The sequence below is a fragment of the Bacillus sp. P4_E1 genome (assembly GCF_056401715.1).
In genome coordinates this window covers 77018-102314 of record NZ_JBFUIV010000006.1, presented here as the reverse complement: position 1 = coordinate 102314, position 25297 = coordinate 77018, and the positions used below count along the sequence as shown (strand labels likewise).

The window sequence follows — 25297 nt, the reverse complement described above, 5'->3', positions numbered from 1 at the left end:
TTTTTATCCCGCTATTTGCGGGCAGTAAGCCCCCCACCTCAAAATCCGGCAAATACAAGGAAGTTAGGTGGGAGATCAACTGCCCGTAAAAGCCCGATTGGTGAGGGCTAATAATAAGTGGGGATGAACAAAACCCCCACTTATTAAAGTTTCACTTTATTTTAACAAAATCAGCAATAACATCACCACTTTATTCCATTTCATTCTTTCAAAAGTTGCTATCTTATTGTATCCACAAACGAAAAAAGAGATGCCTCATAATGAGACATCATCTTTTTTATACTTGCGGTTCAGGTTCTTCTTTCTCAACCTTTTTCTTGTTTTTTCCCTTTTTCAAACGACGGTTTTCAAGCATTAACCAAATTTGAGAAGCAACGAAAATAGAAGAGTACGTACCTACAACTAATCCAATTAATAATGCAAGTGAGAAGTTACGCAGTGATTCACTACCGAAAATAAGTAGTGTGATTACTGGGAATAACACTGTTAACACTGTATTAATTGAACGACCAATTGTTTGACGAATACTTGAGTTTACGATTTCTTCTAGGTCTTTTATGTCGCGAACTCGTTTTTTCTGTTTGTATAACTCACGGTTTCTATCAAACGTAACGATTGAGTCATTGATAGAGTAACCAATAATCGTTAATATCGCAGCGATAAACGTTAAGTCTACCTCTATCTGGAAAAGACTAAACATAACAATCATAACGAATGCATCATGTAATAATGCGATTACCGCAGATAATGCATATGTGAAGCGGAAACGAATACTTACGTATAAGATGATAACCAATGAAGCTATCAGAACCGCGATGAATGCATTTCGTGCAATCTCTTTACCGATTGTCGGCGAAACTGTACTTACGTTTGGCTCTGTACCGTATTTATCGTTAAAGAATGTTTTTGTTTTCGCAATTTCATCTTTCGATAAAACGCCTAACGTACGAACAGCGAAACCTTTATTGTCATCTCCGGTCGGTACAATATCTTCTTCCTTCACATCGATGTTCAATTCTTTCAAATCTTTATGAATATTAGAAACAGTAGTTGCTTGTTTTGATTGCAAGTCAATACGTGTACCACTTGCAAAGTCAATACCAAGATTCATTTTGAAAATCGGTAATATAATTGCCCCAGCAATTACAACTACAATTGAGAATAAGAAAAATTTATGACCGATATTTACGAAATTAATACGATCAAATCTCGTCGGTGGATGTACTGCACCTTTTGTTAATGGAATAATATCCTTTTCCTTAACACCAAAGTAAGATAGTTTCTTATCAAAGTAACGGCTCTTTACAAGTAAACCTAGTAAGAAACGAGTACCGAATACGTTCGTAATGAAACCAACTAAAATACTTACGATTAAACTTGTTGCGAATCCTTTTACAGAGCTATTACCGTAAGCGAATAATACACCAGCTGCTGCAATTGTTGTAATGTTCGCATCTAAAATTGTCGATAATGAACGATGGTTACCAGCACGGAATGCTGACATCATCGACTTACCAATTTTAAGCTCTTCCTTCAATCTCTCGTACGTAATGATATTCGCATCAACTGCGATACCAACCCCGAGCACTAATGCCGCAATACCCGGTAACGTAAGAACTGCATGCATCCAGTTAAAGACAAGTAATGTAACGAAAATGTATAAACCTAACATAATAACCGCTACAAGTCCTGGTAAACGGTAGAATACAAGCATGAATAAGAAGATAATAGCAATACCAATCGCACTAGCGAAAATCGTTTGCTCTAATGCTTGTTGACCAAATTTCGCTCCAACAGATGTTGAATACATTTCTTTTAAATCAACAGGAAGTGCACCTGCATTTAATAAAGATGAAAGTTCTTTCGCACTTTCAACTGTAAAGTTTCCACCTACGATAGATACTTCAGCTTGGTTAAATACTTGGCTTACTGTTGCTGCTGATAAAAACTTCTGATTATTCGTTTTTGCAGATTCTGCTTTATATGAATCTTTTCCTTCTTCAAAATCAAGCCAAATTACCATTAAATTCGTTGGTGGTGGCATTTTTGAAATCTTTTCAGTTACTTCACGGAATTTTTCAGCGCTTTTTAGTGTAAGACCTACGCTCGCACGGCCTTGCTCATCAAATGTTTGCTTCGCTCCGCCGCCTTTTAAATCCGTTCCGTCCATAAGCAGGTTATCATCCACATCACGGAATGTTAGTTTCGCTTGTGTTGATAACATTTCACGTGCTTTTTGCTGATCTTGTACACCAGCAAGCTGTACACGAATTCGATCTTCCCCTTCGATTTGAATGTTCGGCTCACTTACACCAAGAACATTGACACGATTTTCAAGAGCACCTACTGTACTTACAAGTGCATCACGATCGATTTTATCACCTTTTTTGGCTGGTTTTACTTCATACAGAATTTCAAAACCACCGCGAAGGTCTAGTCCTAGACTAATTCCTTTTGCTATGTCTTTTCCTGCCGCACCAATTACTCCACCAATTAATAAAACGATGAGGAAAAAGGCGGCAATTCTTGTACCACGCTTTGCCATATGTACCCTCTTTCTGCTACTAACACTTTCAATAAATCTCTTACGATTCATTTTCGCACGTGTGCATACGCCTAGTTAGTAGACTTACTTTCTATAAAATACATGTATTTCCGCTAGTTCATCACTAGCTGTGTCGGTAAGCTTTTCACAATACCTACACTATTCATTATTTATTTTTCCTCTTCACTACCTCCTTTATATATAATCTTAGACATAATTAATTCCTCTTTATCAATACCTATCATTATACTGCAAAAGGAAGAACAAACCAATTACAGTCGGTTATTTATTTTCATATTCATCAAACGACCAAAGTGGCGCTTGATATGCTTCAACAGTTAAATAATTCATATATTCATTAGTACTTACTCTTAATACATCATTTACTAATGCATACAACCTAACATCACTGTCTATCTTTTTCCACTTTTTCACCTTGAGAAACTTCCAAATATCATTATCTGTCACTCGGTCATAACCAAACATGTGAAACTCTTCTACTTTACTTTCTAAAACGACTTGTAACTGTCCGCGGTATGATTCTACCAAAGCCTCATTATCCAACATATATAACATCTCCTTCTTATTTCAGCACGAAAAGTCGCTTTTAATCCCGCTCTAATGGACAGTAATAACTTCTTTCAAGAGTACCATTCATACTTCACTCTCTTAAATGCTTGTCATTCTTGTCTCATACGTGCATATAAATTATTGTAAATCATTCCATTGATTTTGAGAAGGTAGGAGAAGAGTATGACGAGACAAAGCTTTTTAAAAGGTGCATTTATTTTAATGGCAGCTGGCTTTATTACAAAAATCCTTGGATTTATTAACCGCATTGTAATGGCACGTATTTTAGGCGAAGAAGGCGTTGGCCTTTATATGATGGCTGTCCCCACCTTCATTTTAGCAATTACATTAACACAAATTGGCCTTCCTGTTGCAATCGCAAAATTTGTAGCAGAAGCGGAAGCAGTGAACGATAAGCAAAGGGTTAAAAAAATATTAACTGTCTCGCTAGCCGTTACATCCATTATTAGTATCATTTTAACAATTGGGATTATGCTACTCACACCTATTTTAGCAAAAACATTATTAACAGATGAAAGAACTTACTATCCATTAATGGCTATTTTACCTGTCGTCCCTGTTATTGCAGTTTCTTCCGTTTTACGTGGTTATTTCCAAGGGAAACAAAACATGAAGCCGAGCGCTTACGCTCAAGTCATAGAACAAGTTGTCCGCATTACAATTATTGCTGTATGCATTCGGTTATTTTTACCTTACGGCGTAGAATATGCTGCAGCCGGTGCTATGCTATCAGCTGTTCTAGGTGAAGTTGCATCTTTATTATTTTTACTTACTTTATTCCAACGCGAAAAACATTTATCTATACGCTCTGGATTTTTCACTACTGTAAAGGAGAGCAAAAATACGTTTTATTCCCTTATGGACATTGCTTTACCAACTACAGGAAGCCGTTTAATTGGTTCCGTTTCTTATTTCTTTGAACCTATCGTCGTTATGCAAAGCTTAGCGATCGCCGGCGTTGCTGCTTCTGTCGCAACTCAGCAATACGGTATATTAAACGGATATGCGTTCCCACTTCTATCACTGCCAGCCTTTATTACATATGCTCTTTCTACAGCACTCGTCCCATCAATTAGCGAGGCAATGGCAAAGAGACAACACAAATTAGTAGAACACCGATTACAACAAGCACTTCGAATTTCCTTAATAACCGGCGGATGGTCAGTCGTTATATTATATGTATTTGCTTCTCCAGTTTTAACTCTCATGTACGGATCAGACAACGCGGCCGCTTTCATCCAGCTTCTTGCACCTTGCTTTTTATTTCATTATTTTCAAAGCCCCCTTACATCTGTGTTGCAAGCTTTAAACTTAGCACGCGCTGCTATGATGAACACATTTATTGGCGCTATCGTAAAATTAATCGTTATCTTTGTACTCGCTTCACGCCCAGAGTTCCAAATGATGGGGGTTGCCCTCGCCATCGCAGCAAATATAGTAACCGTAACATTCCTTCACTACGCCACTGTTTTAAAGAAAATTGCATTTACCATTTATGCAAAAGACTATATTTTCGGCGGAATTGCTATCGGGATTGCTGGTACCTTCGGTTTTTATCTTCATAAGTATATCGTTTTTTCTCATTCACTTGGCATACAAACATTATGGGAAATCACTTTAACAACAATCGTTTATATCGTTCTCCTCTTCGTTTTCAAACTCATTCGAAAAGAAGAATTAAGTCGTCTCCCTATCATTCGGAAACTTTCATTTTTGAAGTAAGCAGGCTTGCCATTCAAAATGGTAAGCCTCTAATTTTCTTTCAAATCAACGAAAAACTGTCCATTTTGAAAACTACAATATAAAATCCGTTTCACATCTTTATAACCTAAGTTATTCAGTTTCTCAACGAGCCACCCATCTGTATGTTCGATCATTTGCAAATGATTGTATTGAATTTCTCCATCAATAATTAGTGGGAGTGTAAAAATTGGTGTATCATTTTTGCTCTTTTTACTTTTTTGTTTTTGAAAGACAGATAACTTTCCAGATGGTTCTAAAATAGCGTATTCTACATCACGCACATCTCCGATTCCTTGCTCACGTAGCTGCATCAATAAATCATCTATGTTATATCGCTGCTTCCGCATCTTTTTTTCATCAATTTTACCTGCATTCACAAGAATCGCAGGCTCCCCTTCTATTAAATGCCGAAAACGCTGAAACTTTAAAGAAATGACCGACAAAATGATTTGTATACACATAAGAAAAGTCATTGGAACTAATTGATGCCAAAGTGATTTATCTGTATTTTCGATTGCCACTACAGCCATTTCACCGAGCATAATGAATACAACTAAATCTAATACACTTAATTCTCCAATTTCACGTTTACCCATAAGACGAAAAATAATTAAAATGATTATATACAAAAGCATTGTTCGTCCGATTATTGATACCCATTCCATTTCTACATCCCCTTTTTTTACTTATAGGCTCCCCTACAAAAAAGAAACTAGTCTAACTTAAACAAAATGAAAATATGCTTGTATTAAAAAGGGGGAATGCATAATGGATGGAACGAAAAAATTATCGAGCGCAATCGGCTTCGGTATTATTACCTTATTAATCCTCGCATCTATTACAAGTATGATCATGGCTCTTTTATTAAAATTTACGAATATTAATGAAGGGACATTAGTAATTATTATTTTTATAATAGCCCTTCTATCTATGCTTATGTCTGGATTTATTGCTGGTAAAAAGGCACAAGGAAAAGGATGGCTAGTAGGTTTCACAACAGGCCTTACATTCGCTATTCTCGTCTTTCTCGTTAACTATTTAGGCTTCTCTCAAACTTTATCGAACTCACAGTTACTCTACCAATTAGCATTAATGGGTGCGAGTACACTCGGAGGTATTTTCGGTGTAAATATGTCAAAACAAAATAGTTAAAAAAAGGCCCTGCACATTTCATGCAGGGCCTTCATCATTAGTTTTTCACAACTTCACGAATCGCATTGCGATCGAAAGTTAAGTGTGCACCACCAGATTTAACAACAATTTTTGTTTCATCCACTGATTCGATTGTAGCGTGTAAACCACCGATTGTTACGATAGCATCACCTTTTTTGATTTCATTTTGCATTTGAGCAACTGCTTTTTGACGCTTTTGTTGCGGGCGAATTAATAAGAAATAGAAAATCGCAAACATCGCAACAATCATAACGATATTCATCATACCTGCATTCATCTTGTGTTCCTCCTTTTAAATTATGTATTAGAAGTTTTTAGCATTCGGTTTATTAAAGCCATACTGTTCAAAGAACTCTTCGCGGAAATCGCCAAGACGGTCTTCACGAATAGCTTGTCTCACCTGCTCCATTAAGTTTAACAGAAAATGAAGGTTGTGATAAGACGTTAAACGAATTCCGAACGTTTCATCACATTTCATTAAGTGACGAATGTACGCACGAGAATAGTTTTTACATGTGTAGCAATCACAGTTCGGATCAAGCGGCCCGAAGTCTCTAGCGAATTTCGCGTTTTTCACAACTAAGCGGCCTTCACTTGTCATACATGTACCATTTCGAGCGATACGAGTCGGAAGTACACAGTCAAACATATCAACACCGCGAATCGCACCATCAATTAACGAGTCAGGAGAACCTACACCCATTAAGTAACGTGGTTTATCATCAGGAAGAAGTGGTGTTGTAAACTCAAGAACACGATTCATAATATCCTTCGGTTCACCAACAGATAGACCGCCGATAGCATAGCCAGGGAAGTCCATTGAAACAAGATCTTTCGCACTTTGACGACGAAGCTCTTCAAACTCCCCGCCCTGTACAATACCGAATAAACCTTGATCTTGTGGACGCTCATGCGCCTTTAGGCAACGCTCTGCCCAACGGCTTGTACGCTCTACCGACTTTTTCATGTATTCAAAAGTAGCTGGGAACGGTGGACACTCATCAAATGCCATCATGATATCTGAACCTAATGCATTTTGGATTTCCATCGCTTTTTCTGGAGATAAGAATAATTTATCGCCATTTAAGTGATTGCGGAAATGAACGCCCTCCTCTTCAATACGTCGGAAATCACTTAAGCTAAATACTTGGAATCCACCTGAATCCGTTAAGATTGCACGATCCCAGTTCATAAACTTATGCAAGCCACCTGCTTCACGAATAATTTCGTGGCCTGGACGTAGCCATAAATGATACGTATTGCTTAAAATAATGCCAGAATCCATTGCTTTTAATTCTTCTGGTGACATTGTTTTAACTGTTGCAAGTGTACCAACTGGCATAAATGTCGGTGTATCAAATGAGCCGTGTGGCGTGTGCACTCGACCTAAACGCGCACCCGTTTGTTTACAAGTTTTAATAAATTCATAACGAATTGCTGTCATAATTTACTCCTTTTATTTGTTTCTCATTTTAGCGTGAGATGCAACGAACATCGCATCACCGAAACTAAAGAAACGATATTTTTCTTTTACTGCTTCATTATAAGCATGAAGTACATTATCTCTATTTGAAAATGCACTTACAAGCATAATTAATGTTGATTTCGGCAAATGGAAGTTTGTAATTAAACCATCAATTGCTTTAAATTCATATCCTGGGTACATAAAAATATCTGTCCAGCCAGAAGCTGCGCAAAGCTTACCACTATTATCTGTCGCAATCGTTTCTAACGTACGAGTTGATGTCGTACCTACAGTAATAATACGGCCGCCATTCTCTTTCACGCGGTTTAATAACGCCGCAGTCTCTTCAGACATATGGTAATACTCTGCGTGCATATGATGCTCTTCAATAGTATCTGCAGAAACTGGTCTAAAAGTTCCAAGTCCTACATGGAGTGTAATGAATGCTAACCCGACGCCTTTTTGCTTCAATTTCTCAAGTAACTCTTCTGTAAAGTGAAGGCCAGCCGTCGGTGCTGCTGCTGAACCGATTTCCTTCGCATATACCGTTTGATAACGATCGCGATCTTCTAGCGTCTCTTTAATATATGGAGGAAGTGGCATTTCTCCAAGCTCGTCTAAAATTTCATAAAAGATGCCGTCATATGAAAACTCAAGTTGACGCCCACCTTGATCTGCTGTTCCAACGCAAGTTGCTTTTAACTTTCCTTCACCAAAAGAGATGACAGTTCCTTCTTTTACACGCTTCGCTGGCTTTATAAGCGTTTCCCACTTATCGCCTTCTTCTTGTTTTAGAAGAAGTACTTCAATGTGCGCGCCTGTATCTTCTTTCACACCGTGCAAACGAGCAGGCATAACTTTCGTTTCATTTAAAACTAAGCAATCCCCCTCATGTAAGTAAGAAAGAATGTCTGTAAAATGTTTATGCTCAATATCGCCTGTTTCACGATCTAACACCATTAATCTTGATGTTTCACGATCTTCTAATGGGATTTGTGCAATAAGTTCTTCTGGTAAATGAAAATCAAACAGATTAATATCCATAACTGTATCCACCTATTTCTTATTTAAATCGATTTATTATATACATAATAAAAGATAATACAATACTTAACACAATACATGTAATGATAGGAAAATAAAAGGTAACGTTACCTTTTTTCACAAAAATATCGCCTGGAAGCCTTCCTATGAACTTCCAAGCTAATCCAACAACAATGAGCAAAATACCAGCTGTAATAAGCAGCTTTGGCATCTCCGTCATACTTTTGGCATCTCCATTCCGAAATGCTCATATGCGAGCGGTGTTACGATCCGGCCTCTTGGCGTTCTTTGTAAAAAGCCAATTTGTAATAAATACGGCTCATACACATCTTCAATCGTATGAGATTCTTCCCCAATCGTTGCTGAAACAGTTTCTAATCCAACTGGACCACCGCGGAACTTTTCAATAATACCAAGCAGTAATTTATGGTCGATATGATCAAGTCCTAATTTATCTACTTGTAATAGTTCTAACGCCATTTGTGTAATTTCCATCCCAATCGTTCCGTCACTGCGAACTTGTGCGAAGTCACGTACACGTCGTAATAGACGATTCGCAATACGAGGTGTACCACGAGCACGTCTTGCAATTTCTAATGCAGCTAACGAATCTATTTCAACTTCAAACACTTCTGCTGTACGTTCTACAATCGCAGAAAGCTGATCTACTGTATAGTACTCTAATCGTGAAAGTACACCGAAACGGTCACGAAGTGGTGCTGATAATGCACCTGCACGCGTCGTTGCCCCAACTAGCGTAAATGGAGGTAAATCTAGACGTACAGAGCGAGCTGACGGTCCTTTCCCAATAACGATATCAAGGCAAAAGTCTTCCATCGCTGGGTATAACACTTCTTCAATAGATCTATGCAAACGATGAATTTCATCAATAAATAATACATCCCCAGGCTGAAGTGCTGTTAATACAGCCGCTAAATCTCCTGGTCTTTCAATTGCAGGACCTGACGTCGTTCGAATGTTAACACCCATTTCATTGGCAATAATATTCGCAAGCGTCGTTTTACCAAGTCCAGGTGGGCCATATAAAAGTACGTGATCTAACGTTTCTTCACGCATTTTCGCCGCTTCAATAAACACTTCTAAATTATGTTTCGCTTTATCTTGGCCAATATACTGACGGAGCGTCTGTGGCCGTAATGAATACTCTAAATCCGCATCTTCGTATCCAGATTCCCCTGAAAGGAGACGTTCGTCCATTATACTCACCTCTTACCATTTAGTAAAAGACTAAGTGCCTTTTTAATATATTGATCCGTCGTTAGTGATTCTTTTAATAACTCTGGTACAACGCGAGAGACTTCTCGTTCTGCATAGCCAAGTGCACGCAGTGCTTCCAGTGCTTCATCAAGTTCAACTGATGAACCTTTCTTCGTATCAAAACTTTCAGTATCTGAGAACAAATCAACAAACGCATCTGGTACAACATCTGCTAGTTTTCCTTTTAAATCTAAAATCATTTGGCGCGCTGTTTTCTTTCCGACGCCTGGGAACTTCACTAAGAACTTCTCATCTTCATGTTCAATCGCTTGAACGACCTGTCCGGTTTGACCAGAAGCTAAAATTGCAAGAGCACCTTTTGGTCCAATCCCCGATACACCTAACAATTTTGTAAATAATAAACGCTCTTCACGTGTTTTAAACCCGTAAAGTGCCATAATATCTTCTCTCACATAATGATATGTATAGACACGGATTTCTTGCTTACTTCTTTGAAATACATACGGATTTGGTGTGAAAATTTGATAACCAATTCCATTATGGTCAATTACGACATATTCCGGTCCTACATACTCCACGTAACCTGTAACATATTCAAACAAAATACGATCTCTCCCTCTCAAATCATGTATTCCATTTTAACATATTTAACAATAGAAAAGCGAGACTGCCCCAACAAATGTTCCCCGTTTACAATTTCCGTTTTTTTCTATTGACATAAATACAAAAAGAACATTAATATACAGAAGTCGATAATGATTATCAATATTAATTAAAGGGGTTACATCAGGATGAAACAAAAGCTATTTATTTTATTTACTATTATGCTAGTTGTTCTTTCTATCGTTGGCTGTTCTTCTCAAAAAGAAGAAGCAAAAGCAAAAGAACAACCGAAAACAAAAGTTGTAAAACATGCTAAAGGGGAAGCAACAATTCCAGCTAATCCAAAGAGAATTGTTGATTTATCTGGATCAACAGAGGAATTATTAATCCTTGGACATAAACCTGTTGGCACAGCAAACACATATAAAGATAAAATCCAAAATCACTTAACGGACAAGCTAGACGGGGTAAAGGCAGTCGGCTGGTACTGGGCACCTAAAGTTGATTTAGAGGCTGTTACCGCTTTAAAACCAGACTTAATTATTTTAAACAATCGTCAATTGAAAATTTATGACCAACTAGAAAAAGTGGCACCGACAGTTGTTCTAGAAACAAATCTAGAAGACTGGCGCGTTAAGTTTAAAGAAGTAGGTAAACTATTTGGCGAAGAAAAGAAAGCCGACAAATGGATTGCAGATTACGATAAAAAAGCAGACTCTTTATCTAAAAAAATTAAAGAAAAAACAAAAGATGAGAACTTTATGTTCGTTGCAGTAACACCACAAAACTTCCGTGTATACGGTAGCTTCGGATACGGTGACATCATCTTTAACGACTTAAAGCTTCCAGCAACAAAAGGTACAGATTTAAAACAAACGATGGCACAAGTATCACTAGAAGGTCTTGTTGCATTCCAGCCTGATCAAATGTTTATTGTAAACTTCGGCGGAGAAGCTGATAAAGTGTACGAAGACTATAAAAACAGTGCGGTTTGGAAAGATAATAAAGCAGTAAAAAACAATCACGTATATGAAGTATCGAATGAAGTCTTCAATACGAAAGCATTCAATCCAATCGGAAAAGATATGCTAATTGATGAAATCGCAAAAGAGATTTTAGCTAAGAATAAATAAGAAAAAGCAGCTCACCCTGAGCTGCTTTTTTTCTTATTTTGCACTGCGTATTGCTTCATTTTTTCGATTGTCTTCACGAATCCTTCTTTTGACTTAATACGAATACCACGCTTTAGTTTTGCTCGCTCATAACTCTCAAGCTTTTTCATATCAATTTGAAAGAAGGAATGGATCGCGTTATCACTTTTCGGTACCCCTTTAAAAATTTGCAATATCCCTTCCTCTGAAACACCAAAATAACCGCTCGTTTTCAGTAAAGGAGAAATATCATCAACTTTCCTTTGTAATACGATTTGCACATCATCACGATCAACAAGTTGCCATTCTTTATATTGCTGCAAAAACTTTTCTAAATCCGCTACTTTTTCTGTCAGTATTTCCTCACTTACTTCTCCATCAACATACATGCGCTCTAATAAAATTGTAACTTGAGGTTCTTTTTCTACTACTTCTGCCCTCACATCGGATCCATAAGCTAAGCAAAACATCACAACGAAAGCTTGCACTGCAATTAGCATCCATTTCATTTCCGTTCACCTCTTCTAGGCAAAATCATACTTTCATTTGTAGCTTTTCCGGAAATGGGGGTTTTATCCATATAAACAATAGCATTAAATTTCTAAGGAAAATAAAAAATGCAGATAAGGGTTAATCCTCATCTGCATGTATCATTTACTTTTATATAAAATGAAAGACGCCTGCAAAGCAGGCGTCTGATGCGTTTACGGCGAAAGACCAGGCGACCACATTCGCGTGTTTAGCACTTAAGCATATCTCTCGACTTACGTAAATTAGCTCATCGCTTTGCTAATATAACATTAACAAGGTAGAAGCGCAATATATTTCTAAATATATTTTTCTTCCTCTTTCAACCAATTGAAATTTATGTAAATTATAAATTGATTAATGTAATATATATGTTACAATTAATACTATAAATATAAACAGGGGATGAATGCCTTGAAAAAAATTAAAGATGAACGCCTCATACTTCAAACGTTAAAAAACATACGTATTGCCTTTCTTTTTCAATCAATTGGTATAATCGGAATTTTAGGCTATATCGGATTCACAGAAGGAATGGATCAAATTACGAAATCTCCATTGTGGTTATTATTTATTCTTACAAGTATTGTACTTAGTTATTTACAATTAAGCGTTTCTATCGATGTAGAAGAAAGCGAAAAGGAAATAAAGTTAACTCCTTATTACAAAATTATTTTACGCTCTCTTATTGTAGGAATTATCATGGCTATTATTTATATCATTTTCAGTCCAGAAAGACCTCTATTTGAAGCTATTTTAACAGGTGGTATTCTCTTCATATGCTTTTTAGCGTCTTACTCCGTTAGTTATTTTGTAAAAAAACGTCGTTTACAAGACGAAGATGAATAAAGAGGAAGGGCTATCCCTTCCTCTTTGATTTGTTATCGCATAGTACCAGTCAGGCCGTAACGAATGTCTCGGAACATATTTGTTATGTCACGATTAAAATCGTTTGTAGCTGTGCCGTTACGTAAACGCGTACTCATTGCATCGACACGAGTAAACATGTCATTTCTTACAGAAACATATACGTTTCTATTTCCAACTTCATTCACAACAGCTTGACGAATTTCGTTCGCCATCGCTGTTTCATTCGTCGCTGTATTACGTGGTTTTACCGCAATCGCTACATCGTTTCCATATACAACTGTAGAAACTCGATCTACGTTATTCATACGTTTCACACGATTCGTAATTTTCTCCGCAGTTTTACCATCATTGTTAATGTATGAATTGTTCATTGTAATATTACGAGTTGGGTGTGGATTAGCAATTTGCCCATTGTAATTTACATCACGATAATAGTTGGATCCTGCGTCATTACGACCGTTTCTATATGTTACATAATCTGTATAACGATCGTTACGCGCTACATTATCACGATACTGGTGTGTATCATTATAAGATGTACGCTCGTAATTATAGTTACGTCCATCCATCGCATTATTATCTTTTGGTGTACCACATGCAGCTAATGCACTGGTAACTAACAAAGAAGCAGCAATAACTTTTACTTTCGTATTCAATACAAAAACCCCCTCTGTTAGAATGAACTTCTCTTTCGAAAAGCTCCCCCTTATGATGAGTAACAGAGAGTTTTTTTACACTGTTAATATTTCACTAGGAATTTTCTAGCACTTAATGTAAATTCACCATATTCCTGACTATCACGAATACAAAAAAGGTGGGAATAACCCCACCTTTTTTTAAACTTCCTCTTCGTCCTCTTCTTCTGAAACTGGTTCTCCAAATACGTTTGGTGGGTCCGGCTGATAATACATCGTTCCTGGCTGTGGTGCATATGCTGGCTGAGTTGGTTGATAATATAAAGGATTAGCATATTGTGGTCCACCCGGTTGTGGACTATATAACCTACTTTCTCCTCCGCATCCACAATCTTCTTCACCTTGCACGAGTGGCGGCATATTATTATCCATTGGCATCATATTTGGATTTGGCATAGAAGTATATTGCGGCGCCATTTGTTGATACGGCATTTGATTGTATGGATTTTGTTGCTGATACGGGGGATATGGCGGCATCATTGGCTGTTGATATGGCATCATGTTTGGCATTTGATTGTTATCCATTATCGGCATCATGTTTGGCATTTGGTTGTTATCCATTATCGGCATCATGTTTGGCATTTGGTTGTTATCCATTATCGGCATCATGTTCGGCATTTGGTTGTTATCCATTATCGGCATCATGTTTGGCATTTGGTTGTTATCCATTATCGGCATCATGTTCGGCATTTGATTGTTATCCATTATTGGCATCATGTTTGGCATTTGGTTGTTATCCATTATCGGCATCATGTTCGGCATTTGATTGTTATCCATTATTGGCATCATGTTTGGCATTTGGTTGTTATCCATTATCGGCATCATATTTGGCATTTGGTTGTTATCCATTATCGGCATCATATTTGGCATTTGGTTGTTATCCATTATCGGCATCATATTTGGCATTTGGTTGTTATCCATTATCGGCATCATATTTGGCATTTGGTTGTTATCCATTATCGGCATCATGTTTGGCATTTGGTTGTTATCCATTATCGGCATCATGTTTGGCATTTGGTTGTTATCCATTATCGGCATTATATTTGGTGGTTGATTGTTATCCATTATTGGCATTATATTTGGTGGTTGATTGTTATCCATTATTGGCATTATGTTCGGCACTTGAATATTAGGCGGTATTACTTGCGGGATAATAACACTTTCTTTTGATACGTTTGGTGAGACTATGTTCCCTACATTTTCTTTTTTCACTTGCGGCGACACTATATTCCCTACATTTTCTTTCTTCACTTGCGGCGACACTATATTCCCTACATTCTCTTTCTTCACTTGCGGCGACACTATATTCCCTACATTTTCTTTCTTCACTTGCGGCGACACTATATTCCCTACATTCTCTTTCTTCACTTGCGGTGACACTATATTCCCTATATTGTCTTTTTTCACTTGCGGTGACACTATGTTTCCTATATTGTCTTTTTTCGTTTGCGGTGACACTATGTTTCCTATATTGTCTTTTTTCGTTTGCGGTGACACTATGTTTCCTATATTGTCTTTTTTCGTTTGCGGAGAAATGACATTGTTAGGTTTCATTTTATTAATTTGAGGAGCAATTAACTCGCTTCCCTTTTTTATTACGTCTGAAATCTTATATTCTTTTTTCGCTTTAATTGGTGGTTGCGGCGGCTGCGGTAATACATTGATAGAAAATTTAGTGTTTTCTTTCGTAGTAGGTTTTAGTTTTTCTACTTTCTCTACAACAGGTGGTTTTTGAATGACAGGTGGCTTTTCAACTGGCTTCTCTTTTTGAATCGGAATTTCTTTTTGCACTTCTTTTTGTGGCTTCACTTGCACTTCCTTTTGCGGCTTCACCTGTATTTCTTTTTGCGGTTTTATCTGCATTTCTTTTTGCGTTTGTTGCATAGCTGGTTGTTGGGTAATAGGTGTTGATTGATACGTGATCTCATCTTCATCTTCTATTGCAAGTGGCGTTGGTGTTGATGCAAACTCTTTTTGCTGCACCTCTTTTACATATTGTTTCGGGGGCACTGAACCCGATCCAGTTTGTTGTTTCACATGAACGCTATGCGATGGCACTTTAATTTTCATCCCTGGCATAATTAGGTCTGGATTGCTAAGCTGTGTATTTGTTTTTTTTAGCGTTTCAAAATCCACTCCGTACTTTTTTGCAATTTTCCAAAGGGTCTCCCCTTTTTGCACGATATGAATTTTCAAATTTTCCCCCTCCTGTATAACTTATCTATAAGTAAAAACACTTTGAAGTAACACTTTCTAAACAACATTAACTTCTTTTACTTTTATCACTTCTTCTATTTTCAATATGATTCGAAGTGGAATAAGCATAGAAAAACCGCAATGATTTCCTCAACACAATGTATGCCTATTTCATCCTTGTTATGATTATATGTACGAAAAAAAGCAACGGAAATCCCGCTGCTTTAAACGCGCTCTAACATACGATTTAATGCAAGAACTGCCTCTTCTGTTACTTGTTTCTCTACACGAATAACGTTAATTTGTTCTCCTCTTTCTATGTTCTCAAGTGCCCATAACAGGTGAGGTAAGTCAATTCGGTTCATCGTTAAGCAAGGACACATAAACGGATTTAGCGAAATAATTTCTTTATCTGGATGTTGCTGAATAATTCGGTTCACTAAATTCATCTCTGTACCAATCGCCCACTTACTTCCCGCCGGAGCTGCTTCAATCATATCAATAATATATTTCGTTGATCCTGCATAATCAGAAGCAGCAACCACTTCATAACAACATTCAGGGTGAACAATAATATTCATATCCGGATGATTTTTTCGCACATTTTCAATATTTTTCACAGTGAAGTTTTGATGAACAGAACAATGGCCTTTCCATAAAATCACTTGAATTTCTTCTATATCTCCATCGTACTCTAATGAATCTGTATGCGGGTTCCACACTGCCATTTTTTCTAACGGAATACCTAAATCATACGCTGTATTTCTTCCTAAATGTTGGTCTGGTAAAAAGACGAGACGCTCTTTTTGTGTAAACGCCCAAGACACCATTTGTTTTGCATTAGAAGAGGTTACTGTTGCCCCTCCATTACGACCACAAAACGCTTTGATCGCAGCTGTTGAATTTACATACGTTAATGGAATCATCGTATCCCCAAATAATTTCGCGAGCTCTTTCCACGCTCTTTCTGTTTGTTCAATATCTGCCATATCTGCCATAGAACAGCCGGCACGCATATCTGGTAAGATGACAATTTGATCATCTGTCGTTAACATATCTGCCGTTTCTGCCATAAAGTGCACACCACAAAACACAATATATTTTGCCTCTTTATTATTCGCTGCAACTTGCGCGAGTTGAAGTGAGTCCCCTGCTGCATCTGAAAATTGCACCACTTCATCTTTTTGATAATGATGTCCTGGAATAAATAGTAATGCCCCCATTTTTTCTTTAATTTCACGGACACGCTCTTCCATCTCTAATGTAGACATCGTTTGATAACGCTCTGGTAACATTACTTCGATTGGCTGAACTTTCTCTAAAATACCCATTTATGATTCTCCCCCTCTAAACCACTCTCATTAGGCCTCAATATTAAAACTAATATCAAGTGCTTTCACTGAATGTGTTAACGCTCCAAGTGAAATATAATCTACCCCTGTTTTTCCGTATTTTGATAAATCTTCAATTGTAATACCACCTGAAGCCTCCGTAACGATGGCACTTGGTACAATTTTTGAAAACTCACGAATCTCTTCTGGCGTACGATTATCGAACATAATAACATCTGCGCCGGCCTCTACTGCTTCTCTTACTTGCGCCTCTGTCTCTGTTTCGACTTCTACTTTCACCATATGTCCCAATCTTTCTTTCACCGATGTAACAGCTTTTGTAATCGAGCCAGCAAAAGCAATATGATTGTCTTTAATCATGACACCATCATATAAACCGAATCTGTGGTTAAATCCGCTCCCGCATACTACAGCATATTTATCAAACATACGTAGTCCTGGCATCGTTTTTCTCGTATCACAAATGCGTGTATGACTGCTATCTAAAGCAAAAACCGCCTTACGTGTCATCGTCGCTATCCCGCTCATACGCTGAATAACGTTTAATATAACGCGCTCTGCCGTTAATAATGATGCGATTGGGCCTTGCACGGTTGCAATTATTTCTCCTTTTTCTACAAGATCCCCATCTTTTTTATGAAGTTCAACTCCAATTCTCTGATCAATTAATTTAAATCCTTCTTCAATTACTAAGCACCCTGCAAATACCCCTGTATCCTTTACAAGAAACGTTCCTTTCGCAAGTGCATTATCGGGAAAGATAAGCTGAGATGTTACATCTCTTTCTCCTATATCTTCTAGAAAAAATCGATTTAATGCTTCCTTAACTTTTAACGTATTCATAAAACCCCTCTTCCCCTTATTAAACAAGTTGTAGTTTTCTTCTCACTCGGATAATCTCTTTTTTCACGCTATTTCTTTTTGGATAATCAATGCGATAATGACCACCAATACTGTCTTCTCTTTGCAAAGCTGATACTGTTATAAGCTCACAAACTGTTAACATATTAATAAGCGTTATCTCTTCATTTGTAAGTGCATCATATTGTAAGATCATATTTCGCACACCGTACCTACTAAACCATCTCTGAGCATATGATAAATTTTTCTCAGTTCGCACAATCCCAACATATTTCATCATGCATTCTTGTATTTCTTCTTTCAACGGTAAATCATTAAGAGCTATAAAACTTTTCCCTCTCTCTTCCGGCACATTTTTTCTTTCCTCTGCTGGCTTAGCTAAAATGTGTTTTCCTATTCGTCTTCCAAACACAAGACCTTCTAATAATGAATTACTCGCCAATCTATTCGCACCATGAACTCCATTACAAGCCACTTCACCGACCGCATATAAGTTTGAAATGGACGTCTCTCCGTCACAATTCGTCTTCACGCCGCCCATATGAAAATGAGCGCCTGGTACGACCGGAATAGAATTTTCTTTTAAATCAATACCATTCTTTTTACATAATGATGAGACGGTCGGAAAACGTTGTTCAAAGTTTTGAATGGTTTCGATGTTTAAGTACACTTTTTCACCTGCAAGAAGTTGTTCATGAATTGCCCTTGCCACTACATCACGCGGTGCGAGATCTTTCCCGGGATGTATATCCATCATAAAACGCTGTCCTTTTCCATTTATAAGGACAGCTCCTTCACCACGGACTGCTTCAGAAACGAGACCACAACATCGCCCGTCCACGTATAACATCGTCGGATGAAATTGTACAAATTCTAAATCAACAAGTTCCCCCCCAGCTCGATATATCATCGCAAGTCCATCGCCTGTAATTGTCTCATCATTCGATGTAAAGGCGTACAAACCACCTATTCCTCCTGATGCTAACACCGTATTATCAGCATAGTAACGCTTCAGCTTCCCTTCACTATTTCGCGTTAAAGCTCCTATGCATTTATTATTTTCTATAATAAAATCGAGCACCATTTCATGCTCAACGACAGTAACGTTCGGAACTACTTCTTGTATTAAATGCTCTAACAGATTTTTACCAGTTGCATCTCCTCCGGCATGTAAAATGCGCCGTTTTCGATGCGCCCCTTCTTTACCAAGGTGGATCCCTTTTTCATCCCCATCAAATTTCATTCCATTCGTAATAAGCTTACTTATTTCTTTCGGTCCCTCTTCAACTAAATAACGAACTGCTTCTTCGTTGTTATAATGGCAACCTGCCACTAATGTATCTTCAAAATGCCCACTCGGATCGTCATATGTAGCAACTGCTGCTGCAATTCCTCCTTGAGCTAAATGTGTATTATTATTACGTCCTGTTTTTTTTGTGATAATTATCACATTCTTTTCGTGACAAAGCTCTTTCGCAACACGAAGCGCCGCAACGCCACTTCCAATAATCAAGACATCTGCACTTGGCATAATTGTTGCCTCCCACTTTACACTTTCCAACTGTCTTGACACCTATATTTACATAGTTTTAAAATAATGACAAGAGTTTTTTTACAATTCTTATTTTCACTACCATTCTAAAAACAAAAATAAAGTGAAACTTTAATCAGTGGGGGTTTTGTCCCTCCCCCACTGATTATTAGTTGAACCAATCGGGCTTTTACGGGCAGCCCGACTCCCACCTAACTTCCTCGCATTCGCCAAATTTTGAGGCGGGAGTCTTACTGCCCGTTAACGCGGGACAAATGTCACTCTTACTGAAGAGAGGAAATTACATGATGATATATCTAGATTATGCAGCGACAACACCTATGAGCGAAGAAGCTTTAGAAACATATGTAGAAGCAGCAAAGAAATATTTCGGAAATGAACAAAGTTTACACGATATCGGCGGAAGCGCATCATCTTTATTGCAAGTTTGTAGAGAAACATTTGCAGAAATGATTGGGGGTAAGGAACAAGGTGTATTCTTTACAAGCGGCGGTTCAGAATCTAACTACCTTGCGATTCAATCCCTTCTAAATACTAGAAATGGAAAGCACATTATTACGACACCTATGGAACACGCATCGATTCGAAGTTATTTTCAATCCTTACAATCGCAAGGTTATACTATTACTGAGATTCCTGTTGATAAAAGTGGGATAATTCATTTAGTAGATTTAGAAGCAGCTATTACAGAAGATACTGCTCTAGCAAGTATACAGCACGGAAACTCTGAAATCGGGACCGTTCAAAACATTGCAGAGATCGGAGCACTTTTAAAAAAATATAATGTTTTATTTCATTCGGATTGTGTTCAAACGTTTGGTAAACTTCCAATAGACGTTAAAGCGATGGAGATTGATAGCCTCTCTGTTTCAGCCCATAAAATATACGGACCAAAAGGAGTTGGAGCTTGCTATATAAATCCCCAAGTTCGCTGGGAACAAGTATTTCCAGGAACTTCTCATGAAAAAGGCTTTCGCCCTGGTACAGTGAACGTTCCTGGAATCGCTGCTTTTTTAACAGCCGCAGAGCATATATTAAAGAATCAAAAGGACGAGAGCTTTCGTTTTAAACAATTACGATCTTATTTTTTAGAGCAATTACAAACACTTCCTCTAGAAATTGAAGTGAAAGGACATTCTACTTCTTGTTTACCACATATTATTGGGGTTACAATAAAAGGAATAGAAGGTCAGTATACAATGTTAGAATGTAACCGTCATGGTATAGCCATTTCAACTGGAAGTGCTTGCCAAGTAGGTAAACAAGACCCTTCAAAAACAATGCTTGCAATTGGAAAAACGTATGAAGAGGCAAAACAATATGTCCGCTTTTCTTTCGGACATCACACAACGAAAGAACAAATTGATACAACTATTCATGCACTACACACAATTGGAAATCAATTTTATAGAGGTGTTAAATCATAATGAAACAAAATGATCAAAAAAAGATTTTAGGCGAAGAAAGACGACAACTCATCCTTGAGTGGCTTCTTGCTGCAAATGAACCGTTATCAGGGAATGAACTATCTAAAAAGACAAACGTAAGTAGGCAAGTTATCGTTCAAGACATTTCCTTACTAAAAGCACGAAATGAACCAATTATTGCGACTGCACAAGGATATTTATATTTAAAGCCACAAACAAGACAACAAGCTTTCGAACGCGTAATCGTATGCCAACATAAACCGGCAGAAGTACGTCAAGAACTTACTATGTTAGTTGACCACGGCGTTACGATTAAAGACGTAAAAGTTGAGCATCCTGTATACGGCGACTTAACAGCATCGATTATGGTAAGTAATCGCTTCGATGTAGAACAATATTTACAAAAAATCGAAAACACAAACGCTTCCTATCTTTCGCAACTAACAGATGGTATTCACTTACATACAATCGAAGCAGATTCTAAAGAGAAATTAGATGCTGCCTGTGAGGCACTAGATCGAGCTGGATTTCTCATTTATTAATTAATGTACAGCACAGAGTTTTTCATCATTCTCTGTGCTTTTTTAGTGATATAATATTGAAATCAATTGTAAAGGAGATCAACTATGGGAATTGAACTCGTTCACTTTAGCACTGGTAAACCGAAACAAATGAAATATGGCGAAGATAAAGAAATGATAACAGGTATATGTAAAGATCCTACAGAAGAGGCCTTCCTCTCAAAAGACGGATTCCGTGGTGATGATGTAGCGGATTTAAAACACCACGGGGGACCTGATCGCGCAGTTTGTGTGTACCCACACGAGCATTACGCACTATGGGAAGAGGAATTTCAAACTACACTTCCAGCTTCCACATTTGGCGAAAACATTACCGTAACAAATATGTTAGAGCGTGATGTATGCATCGGAGATACATATCAACTAGGCGAAGCAATCATTCAAGTTACACAAGCGAGAGTACCTTGTAGCACAATTTCAAAACGTCTCGGTATTCCTGGCATTTTGCCACGCATTGTAGCAACTGGATATACTGGTTATTTATGCCGCGTTCTTCAAGAAGGTACTGTACGTCAAGATTCTAAAATTACATTATTAGAGCGTCCATCAAACAATGTATCTGTTTTGTTCTCTAACGAAATTTATTTTCATAATAGGAAAGATAAAGATGGCATTGAGAAGGTTCTTGCTGTTCCAGAACTAGCCGAGATTTGGCGTGGTCAGTTAGAGGATCGTCTTGCGAAGTTAAAATAAATAGAATCCCACCATTTATAGGTGGGATTCTATTTATCTATCACAAAATGTATTATCCGATAAAATTATATCAGCGATTAGAAGGGAAATATCGACAGTTCATCCACCTCTCTTACAACCAATAAGAAGAATAACTCCCCAGCACAGTAACAGAAAACCCGAGTGCTTCAAGTTCCATTGTTACGCCTGGCAATAATACATCATCGTATGCTTTGTCGACGTCGATTAAGAAAAAGTAATTTCCAAGGCCTGTTTTCATCGGGCGCGATTCAATTTTGGATAAGTTTAATTTTCTCCATGCGAAAGCTGATAACACTTGATATAGTGCCCCTGCGTAATCAGCAGGTAACGTTATCATAAGCGTCGTTTTCTCTCCTCGGTTTTCTCCGTTATTTGGGAGTACTGCTTTCTTTTTCTTATGGAGAACAAGGAAACGTGTATGATTGTTTTTATGCGTATGAATATCACGCCTTACAATTGTTAATCCGTATTTTTCTGCCGCTGCTTCATTTGCAATAGCTGCAATTTTTTCTTCAGGATGTTCTTTCACATATTGTGCAGCAGCGCTTGTTGATGTCATATCGCGAACGGTTACCCCTTTTAATTCCTCATTTAAAAATTTATGGCACTGTGCAATGGCATGTGGATGAGACTGTACAGCGTATACTTCTTTCCACACTCCTTCGTACTGCGGGTGTACGAGTAAATGTTGCTGAATTGGCACTGTAATTTCTCCTACAATGGAAAGTGGCTGCTCATGTACGAGATAATCTACCGTTATATTAACTGAACCTTCTATGGCGTTCTCTAACGGTACAACTGCGAAATCTACGTTTTCATTTGCGGCTGCATCAATACAATCTGGAATCGTTCGATACGGTACATGCTCTGCTTCCGGAAAAAAACGACTCACCGCCATATTTGTAAATGTTGCTTCTGGTCCTAAATATCCTACTCGAATCATCGTCTTTTCCCCACTTTTTCATTTTCTTACTGTTATACCATACTTTTTTATATTCTTCTATGTAAATTTCGAATATTTAAAAAAGACTAGCATTCGCTAGTCTAAATGTTTCTTGTATTCTCTTTGAGCGAAGAAGAAATAAATGATACATGCAGCGATATAAAACAGAATAAACAAACCTACTTTTCTTAATGAACCGTCCATAAAGAGAGTATTATGAAACGTATATAACGCAACTGCACTATGCATACTTCCTACTATAATTGGCGCAAAAAATAGCATACACAATTGCCAACGGGAAATCTTCCAAACTTCTTCCTTCGTCATTCCAAGCTTAGAGAGCGCCCCGTACTCTTTACGATCCGATGCAATATTATGAAACCATTTAAAATATACGATGCTACACGATGTAAGGAAAAATAATATACTAATGAATGAACCCATAAATAGAGTAATATCACCGAACGCTTTTATGTTCACATATAACTCCATATTACTTCGAAATGCATTATTATTATCTTGTTTCATATGTTTCCGTAAACCTTCATTTAACTTTTTCGTATTTTCAATATTTGGTAATGTATAGCCTCTATATATCATTTTTTCAGAATCAGGAACCTTATTTGCTATACTGTCAAAGTCTTCATCATTCATAACAAAGAACAGACCATTAATGTGCGAAAGGTGATAGTTAAATTGTACCCCTTCCTTCTGACCGTTAAATACGAATGAATATGTTTGATTCATTACTTGTAATTGAATCTCTTTTTGATCATATATATTCGGACGATTGTATTTATTATAATAAACAAGTGTAACTGTTCCTTTTTTAGGATGATACGTTTTCTGTTTTTGTTTTCTTGCCTCCTGATTGTATTCACTTTCTTTAATGAGCGGTGCCACTTCTGTCTCTCCCTTGTTGGACTGAAAAGATGCATACACTCCAACAAAACTCATAGATTGAAAATCATTATACCCATATTGATGCAATAATTGTTCAACCGTACCTTCCGCAAAGACTTCATGAGAAGAAGTGCCTTTTTCTATGTAAGAAAATGAGTGTACTCCCCCGTCCCGCCACATATCTTGCATACCTGAAAAATATAAGAACACCGTACCTGTTGCCGTAACTACAAACGTCGTTGCCATTGACATTAGAAAGAAAAAACGACCATTTTCCTTCATTCGATGTGACAATTGATTCACTATAAATAAATACGGATATGTATACATAATCTTTTTATTTCGTTTTATCATTCCTAATACTTGAGCAGTACCGTGTGTAAAAGAAAAATACGTTCCAAAAAAGACAAGTATAGACACAGGAAAAAAATAGAACGCTATCGTTGGCATTGTCGCTTGTAACGCTAACGCATATCCTATCCCTAAACAAATAAAGCCGAATATACAAAGCCACATTGATGTTTTCTTCTCTTTTTTATCTGTTCGAAATTCTTTCAATAACCGAATGATTTTTATATTCCATATTCGTAAAGCACTTATAAAAGATAAAACAACAAATACGACCATATACGTAATAAACGTTCCCCCAATTGCTCTCACGTCAAATATGACAGGGAGTTCTTTCGGAAGCCCCAGTAACATACTAAACACCATGAAAAAGAGCTTTAAAAAGATTATACCAAGCCCAATACCGAAAATATTAGCAAATACCCCGATCAATATTTGCTCGGTCATAATCACTCCTATTACGTTAGATTTCGTTGCTCCCATTAACATATATAATCCTAATTCTTTCTTACGTGCCTCTATGAAAATAGAAGTAGCGTACAAAATAAATATGACGAAAAAAGAAATAATTATAACATTACATATGATAAGTCCCCAGCGTACGTTTTGATACCACATCGTCTCTTGCATATACGGATGTACAATGACAGACATGTATGCAAAAGACGCAAATATTGCAAAACAACTACTTAAGAAAAACACTTTATAATTACGCCAATTTCCCTTTATATTTTGTAGCGCCAGTTGCCGAATGTTCATCTATCGTCCTCCTG

23 protein-coding genes and 1 pseudogene are annotated in these 25297 nt (G+C 37.4%); 7 read left to right on the top strand and 17 right to left on the bottom strand.

Going from position 1 to position 25297, the window contains the following annotated elements; translation table 11 throughout:
• Nucleotides 1-277: 277 nt before the first annotated feature.
• Both secDF and AC1DS7_RS10575 read right to left on the bottom strand, forming a co-directional pair.
• Entirely contained in the window at nt 278-2545 is a 2268-nt protein-coding gene (secDF, locus tag AC1DS7_RS10580) for a protein translocase subunit SecDF (protein WP_476998969.1), read from the bottom strand.
• Nucleotides 2546-2827: 282 nt separating this feature from the next.
• The gene (locus tag AC1DS7_RS10575) at nt 2828-3112 is read right to left on the bottom strand and encodes a post-transcriptional regulator (RefSeq protein WP_002143227.1); all 285 of its coding nucleotides are present in this window, start codon (nt 3110-3112) and stop codon (nt 2828-2830) included.
• Between the two features lie 186 nt (nt 3113-3298).
• Here AC1DS7_RS10575 and spoVB point away from each other — a divergent pair, with 186 nt between their 5' ends.
• Nucleotides 3299-4858: a stage V sporulation protein B gene (spoVB, locus tag AC1DS7_RS10570; protein ID WP_476998968.1), complete on the top strand. Its 1560-nt coding sequence runs from the start codon at nt 3299-3301 to the stop codon at nt 4856-4858.
• A gap of 29 nt (nt 4859-4887) precedes the next feature.
• Here the strand turns inward: spoVB and AC1DS7_RS10565 are convergent, their stop codons facing one another.
• Nucleotides 4888-5544, bottom strand: coding sequence for a DUF421 domain-containing protein (locus AC1DS7_RS10565; RefSeq protein WP_002143230.1), 657 nt, complete (start codon nt 5542-5544; stop codon nt 4888-4890).
• Between the two features lie 103 nt (nt 5545-5647).
• Here AC1DS7_RS10565 and AC1DS7_RS10560 point away from each other — a divergent pair, with 103 nt between their 5' ends.
• Entirely contained in the window at nt 5648-6031 is a 384-nt protein-coding gene (locus tag AC1DS7_RS10560; protein ID WP_002015315.1) for a TIGR04086 family membrane protein, read from the top strand.
• 37 nt (nt 6032-6068) lie between these two features.
• Here the strand turns inward: AC1DS7_RS10560 and yajC are convergent, their stop codons facing one another.
• Genes yajC through ruvA form a run of 6 tightly spaced genes read right to left on the bottom strand, consistent with a single transcriptional unit; the run spans nt 6069 to nt 10402 of the window.
• On the bottom strand, nt 6069-6329 hold the full coding sequence (gene yajC, locus AC1DS7_RS10555) for a preprotein translocase subunit YajC (RefSeq protein ID WP_002015317.1): 261 nt from the start codon (nt 6327-6329) through the stop codon (nt 6069-6071).
• A gap of 27 nt (nt 6330-6356) precedes the next feature.
• Nucleotides 6357-7496, bottom strand: coding sequence for a tRNA guanosine(34) transglycosylase Tgt (gene tgt / locus AC1DS7_RS10550; RefSeq protein ID WP_002015319.1), 1140 nt, complete (start codon nt 7494-7496; stop codon nt 6357-6359).
• A gap of 12 nt (nt 7497-7508) precedes the next feature.
• Nucleotides 7509-8561, bottom strand: a complete 1053-nt coding sequence (gene queA / locus AC1DS7_RS10545) for a tRNA preQ1(34) S-adenosylmethionine ribosyltransferase-isomerase QueA (RefSeq protein WP_215588511.1) — start codon at nt 8559-8561, stop codon at nt 7509-7511.
• A 19-nt stretch (nt 8562-8580) separates the two neighbouring features.
• Complete coding sequence (locus tag AC1DS7_RS10540) at nt 8581-8781, bottom strand: DUF2905 domain-containing protein (protein ID WP_000138162.1); 201 nt, start codon at nt 8779-8781, stop codon at nt 8581-8583.
• Nucleotides 8778-9779, bottom strand: a complete 1002-nt coding sequence (gene ruvB, locus AC1DS7_RS10535; RefSeq protein ID WP_476998967.1) for a Holliday junction branch migration DNA helicase RuvB — start codon at nt 9777-9779, stop codon at nt 8778-8780. Before ruvB ends, AC1DS7_RS10540 begins: the two co-directional genes overlap by 4 nt.
• A 5-nt stretch (nt 9780-9784) precedes the next feature.
• Nucleotides 9785-10402: a Holliday junction DNA helicase RuvA gene (ruvA, locus tag AC1DS7_RS10530; protein ID WP_002088786.1), complete on the bottom strand. Its 618-nt coding sequence runs from the start codon at nt 10400-10402 to the stop codon at nt 9785-9787.
• Nucleotides 10403-10591: 189 nt separating this feature from the next.
• On the opposite strand from ruvA, the gene AC1DS7_RS10525 reads away from it, so the two are divergent.
• Entirely contained in the window at nt 10592-11536 is a 945-nt protein-coding gene (locus tag AC1DS7_RS10525) for an iron-hydroxamate ABC transporter substrate-binding protein (protein ID WP_476998966.1), read from the top strand.
• Nucleotides 11537-11547: 11 nt separating this feature from the next.
• On the opposite strand, the gene AC1DS7_RS10520 is transcribed toward AC1DS7_RS10525, so the two are convergent.
• On the bottom strand, nt 11548-12063 hold the full coding sequence (locus AC1DS7_RS10520) for a BofC C-terminal domain-containing protein (RefSeq protein ID WP_002015325.1): 516 nt from the start codon (nt 12061-12063) through the stop codon (nt 11548-11550).
• A 433-nt stretch (nt 12064-12496) separates the two neighbouring features.
• On the opposite strand from AC1DS7_RS10520, the gene AC1DS7_RS10515 reads away from it, so the two are divergent.
• On the top strand, nt 12497-12931 hold the full coding sequence (locus AC1DS7_RS10515) for a branched-chain amino acid ABC transporter substrate-binding protein (protein ID WP_088040188.1): 435 nt from the start codon (nt 12497-12499) through the stop codon (nt 12929-12931).
• A gap of 32 nt (nt 12932-12963) precedes the next feature.
• On the opposite strand, the gene AC1DS7_RS10510 is transcribed toward AC1DS7_RS10515, so the two are convergent.
• The 5 genes and pseudogenes from AC1DS7_RS10510 to nadB all read right to left on the bottom strand — a co-directional run bounded on the left by AC1DS7_RS10510 (nt 12964) and on the right by nadB (nt 19587).
• The gene (locus AC1DS7_RS10510) at nt 12964-13608 is read right to left on the bottom strand and encodes a YhcN/YlaJ family sporulation lipoprotein (protein WP_002143235.1); all 645 of its coding nucleotides are present in this window, start codon (nt 13606-13608) and stop codon (nt 12964-12966) included.
• Nucleotides 13609-15686: 2078 nt separating this feature from the next.
• Nucleotides 15687-15843, bottom strand: a pseudogene (gene safA / locus AC1DS7_RS10505) (SafA/ExsA family spore coat assembly protein); the annotation flags it as partial.
• Nucleotides 15844-16067: 224 nt separating this feature from the next.
• Nucleotides 16068-17174, bottom strand: a complete 1107-nt coding sequence (gene nadA / locus AC1DS7_RS10500) for a quinolinate synthase NadA (RefSeq protein WP_002088797.1) — start codon at nt 17172-17174, stop codon at nt 16068-16070.
• A gap of 30 nt (nt 17175-17204) precedes the next feature.
• Nucleotides 17205-18038, bottom strand: a complete 834-nt coding sequence (gene nadC / locus AC1DS7_RS10495; RefSeq protein ID WP_016100586.1) for a carboxylating nicotinate-nucleotide diphosphorylase — start codon at nt 18036-18038, stop codon at nt 17205-17207.
• A gap of 19 nt (nt 18039-18057) precedes the next feature.
• Entirely contained in the window at nt 18058-19587 is a 1530-nt protein-coding gene (nadB, locus tag AC1DS7_RS10490) for an L-aspartate oxidase (RefSeq protein ID WP_113734167.1), read from the bottom strand.
• Between the two features lie 305 nt (nt 19588-19892).
• Here nadB and AC1DS7_RS10485 point away from each other — a divergent pair, with 305 nt between their 5' ends.
• From AC1DS7_RS10485 to AC1DS7_RS10475, 3 genes are all read left to right on the top strand, one after another.
• A complete protein-coding gene (locus AC1DS7_RS10485; RefSeq protein ID WP_215588515.1) occupies nt 19893-21035 on the top strand; it encodes an IscS subfamily cysteine desulfurase in 1143 nt (380 codons plus the stop codon).
• Entirely contained in the window at nt 21035-21577 is a 543-nt protein-coding gene (locus tag AC1DS7_RS10480) for a 3H domain-containing protein (protein ID WP_476998965.1), read from the top strand. The genes AC1DS7_RS10485 and AC1DS7_RS10480 overlap by 1 nt, the downstream gene beginning before the upstream one ends.
• Before the next feature lie 84 nt (nt 21578-21661).
• Entirely contained in the window at nt 21662-22309 is a 648-nt protein-coding gene (locus tag AC1DS7_RS10475; protein WP_002088802.1) for an MOSC domain-containing protein, read from the top strand.
• 112 nt (nt 22310-22421) lie between these two features.
• Here AC1DS7_RS10475 and pheA read toward each other — a convergent pair whose 3' ends face one another.
• Together pheA and AC1DS7_RS10465 are read right to left on the bottom strand one after the other, a co-directional pair.
• A complete protein-coding gene (gene pheA / locus AC1DS7_RS10470) occupies nt 22422-23273 on the bottom strand; it encodes a prephenate dehydratase (protein ID WP_476998964.1) in 852 nt (283 codons plus the stop codon).
• 96 nt (nt 23274-23369) lie between these two features.
• A complete protein-coding gene (locus AC1DS7_RS10465; protein WP_215588517.1) occupies nt 23370-25283 on the bottom strand; it encodes an ABC transporter permease in 1914 nt (637 codons plus the stop codon).
• Nucleotides 25284-25297 lie beyond the last annotated feature (14 nt).

Bases quoted from the DNA above. Each gene is read 5' to 3' on its own strand.
- AC1DS7_RS10540 (WP_000138162.1), bottom strand. From the start codon at position 8,781: ATGACGGAGATGCCAAAGCTGCTTATTACAGCTGGTATTTTGCTCATT.
- secDF (WP_476998969.1), bottom strand. From the start codon at position 2,545: ATGGCAAAGCGTGGTACAAGAATTGCCGCCTTTTTCCTCATCGTTTTA.
- spoVB (WP_476998968.1), top strand. From the start codon at position 3,299: ATGACGAGACAAAGCTTTTTAAAAGGTGCATTTATTTTAATGGCAGCT.
- AC1DS7_RS10560 (WP_002015315.1), top strand. From the start codon at position 5,648: ATGGATGGAACGAAAAAATTATCGAGCGCAATCGGCTTCGGTATTATT.
- nadB (WP_113734167.1), bottom strand. From the start codon at position 19,587: ATGCCAAGTGCAGATGTCTTGATTATTGGAAGTGGCGTTGCGGCGCTT.
- AC1DS7_RS10480 (WP_476998965.1), top strand. From the start codon at position 21,035: ATGAAACAAAATGATCAAAAAAAGATTTTAGGCGAAGAAAGACGACAA.
- ruvB (WP_476998967.1), bottom strand. From the start codon at position 9,779: ATGGACGAACGTCTCCTTTCAGGGGAATCTGGATACGAAGATGCGGAT.
- AC1DS7_RS10520 (WP_002015325.1), bottom strand. From the start codon at position 12,063: ATGAAATGGATGCTAATTGCAGTGCAAGCTTTCGTTGTGATGTTTTGC.
- nadA (WP_002088797.1), bottom strand. From the start codon at position 17,174: ATGGGTATTTTAGAGAAAGTTCAGCCAATCGAAGTAATGTTACCAGAG.
- AC1DS7_RS10575 (WP_002143227.1), bottom strand. From the start codon at position 3,112: ATGTTGGATAATGAGGCTTTGGTAGAATCATACCGCGGACAGTTACAA.
- AC1DS7_RS10525 (WP_476998966.1), top strand. From the start codon at position 10,592: ATGAAACAAAAGCTATTTATTTTATTTACTATTATGCTAGTTGTTCTT.
- AC1DS7_RS10485 (WP_215588515.1), top strand. From the start codon at position 19,893: ATGATGATATATCTAGATTATGCAGCGACAACACCTATGAGCGAAGAA.
- pheA (WP_476998964.1), bottom strand. From the start codon at position 23,273: ATGATTCGAGTAGGATATTTAGGACCAGAAGCAACATTTACAAATATG.
- AC1DS7_RS10465 (WP_215588517.1), bottom strand. From the start codon at position 25,283: ATGAACATTCGGCAACTGGCGCTACAAAATATAAAGGGAAATTGGCGT.
- queA (WP_215588511.1), bottom strand. From the start codon at position 8,561: ATGGATATTAATCTGTTTGATTTTCATTTACCAGAAGAACTTATTGCA.
- nadC (WP_016100586.1), bottom strand. From the start codon at position 18,038: ATGAATACGTTAAAAGTTAAGGAAGCATTAAATCGATTTTTTCTAGAA.
- AC1DS7_RS10475 (WP_002088802.1), top strand. From the start codon at position 21,662: ATGGGAATTGAACTCGTTCACTTTAGCACTGGTAAACCGAAACAAATG.
- yajC (WP_002015317.1), bottom strand. From the start codon at position 6,329: ATGAATGCAGGTATGATGAATATCGTTATGATTGTTGCGATGTTTGCG.
- AC1DS7_RS10565 (WP_002143230.1), bottom strand. From the start codon at position 5,544: ATGGAATGGGTATCAATAATCGGACGAACAATGCTTTTGTATATAATC.
- tgt (WP_002015319.1), bottom strand. From the start codon at position 7,496: ATGACAGCAATTCGTTATGAATTTATTAAAACTTGTAAACAAACGGGT.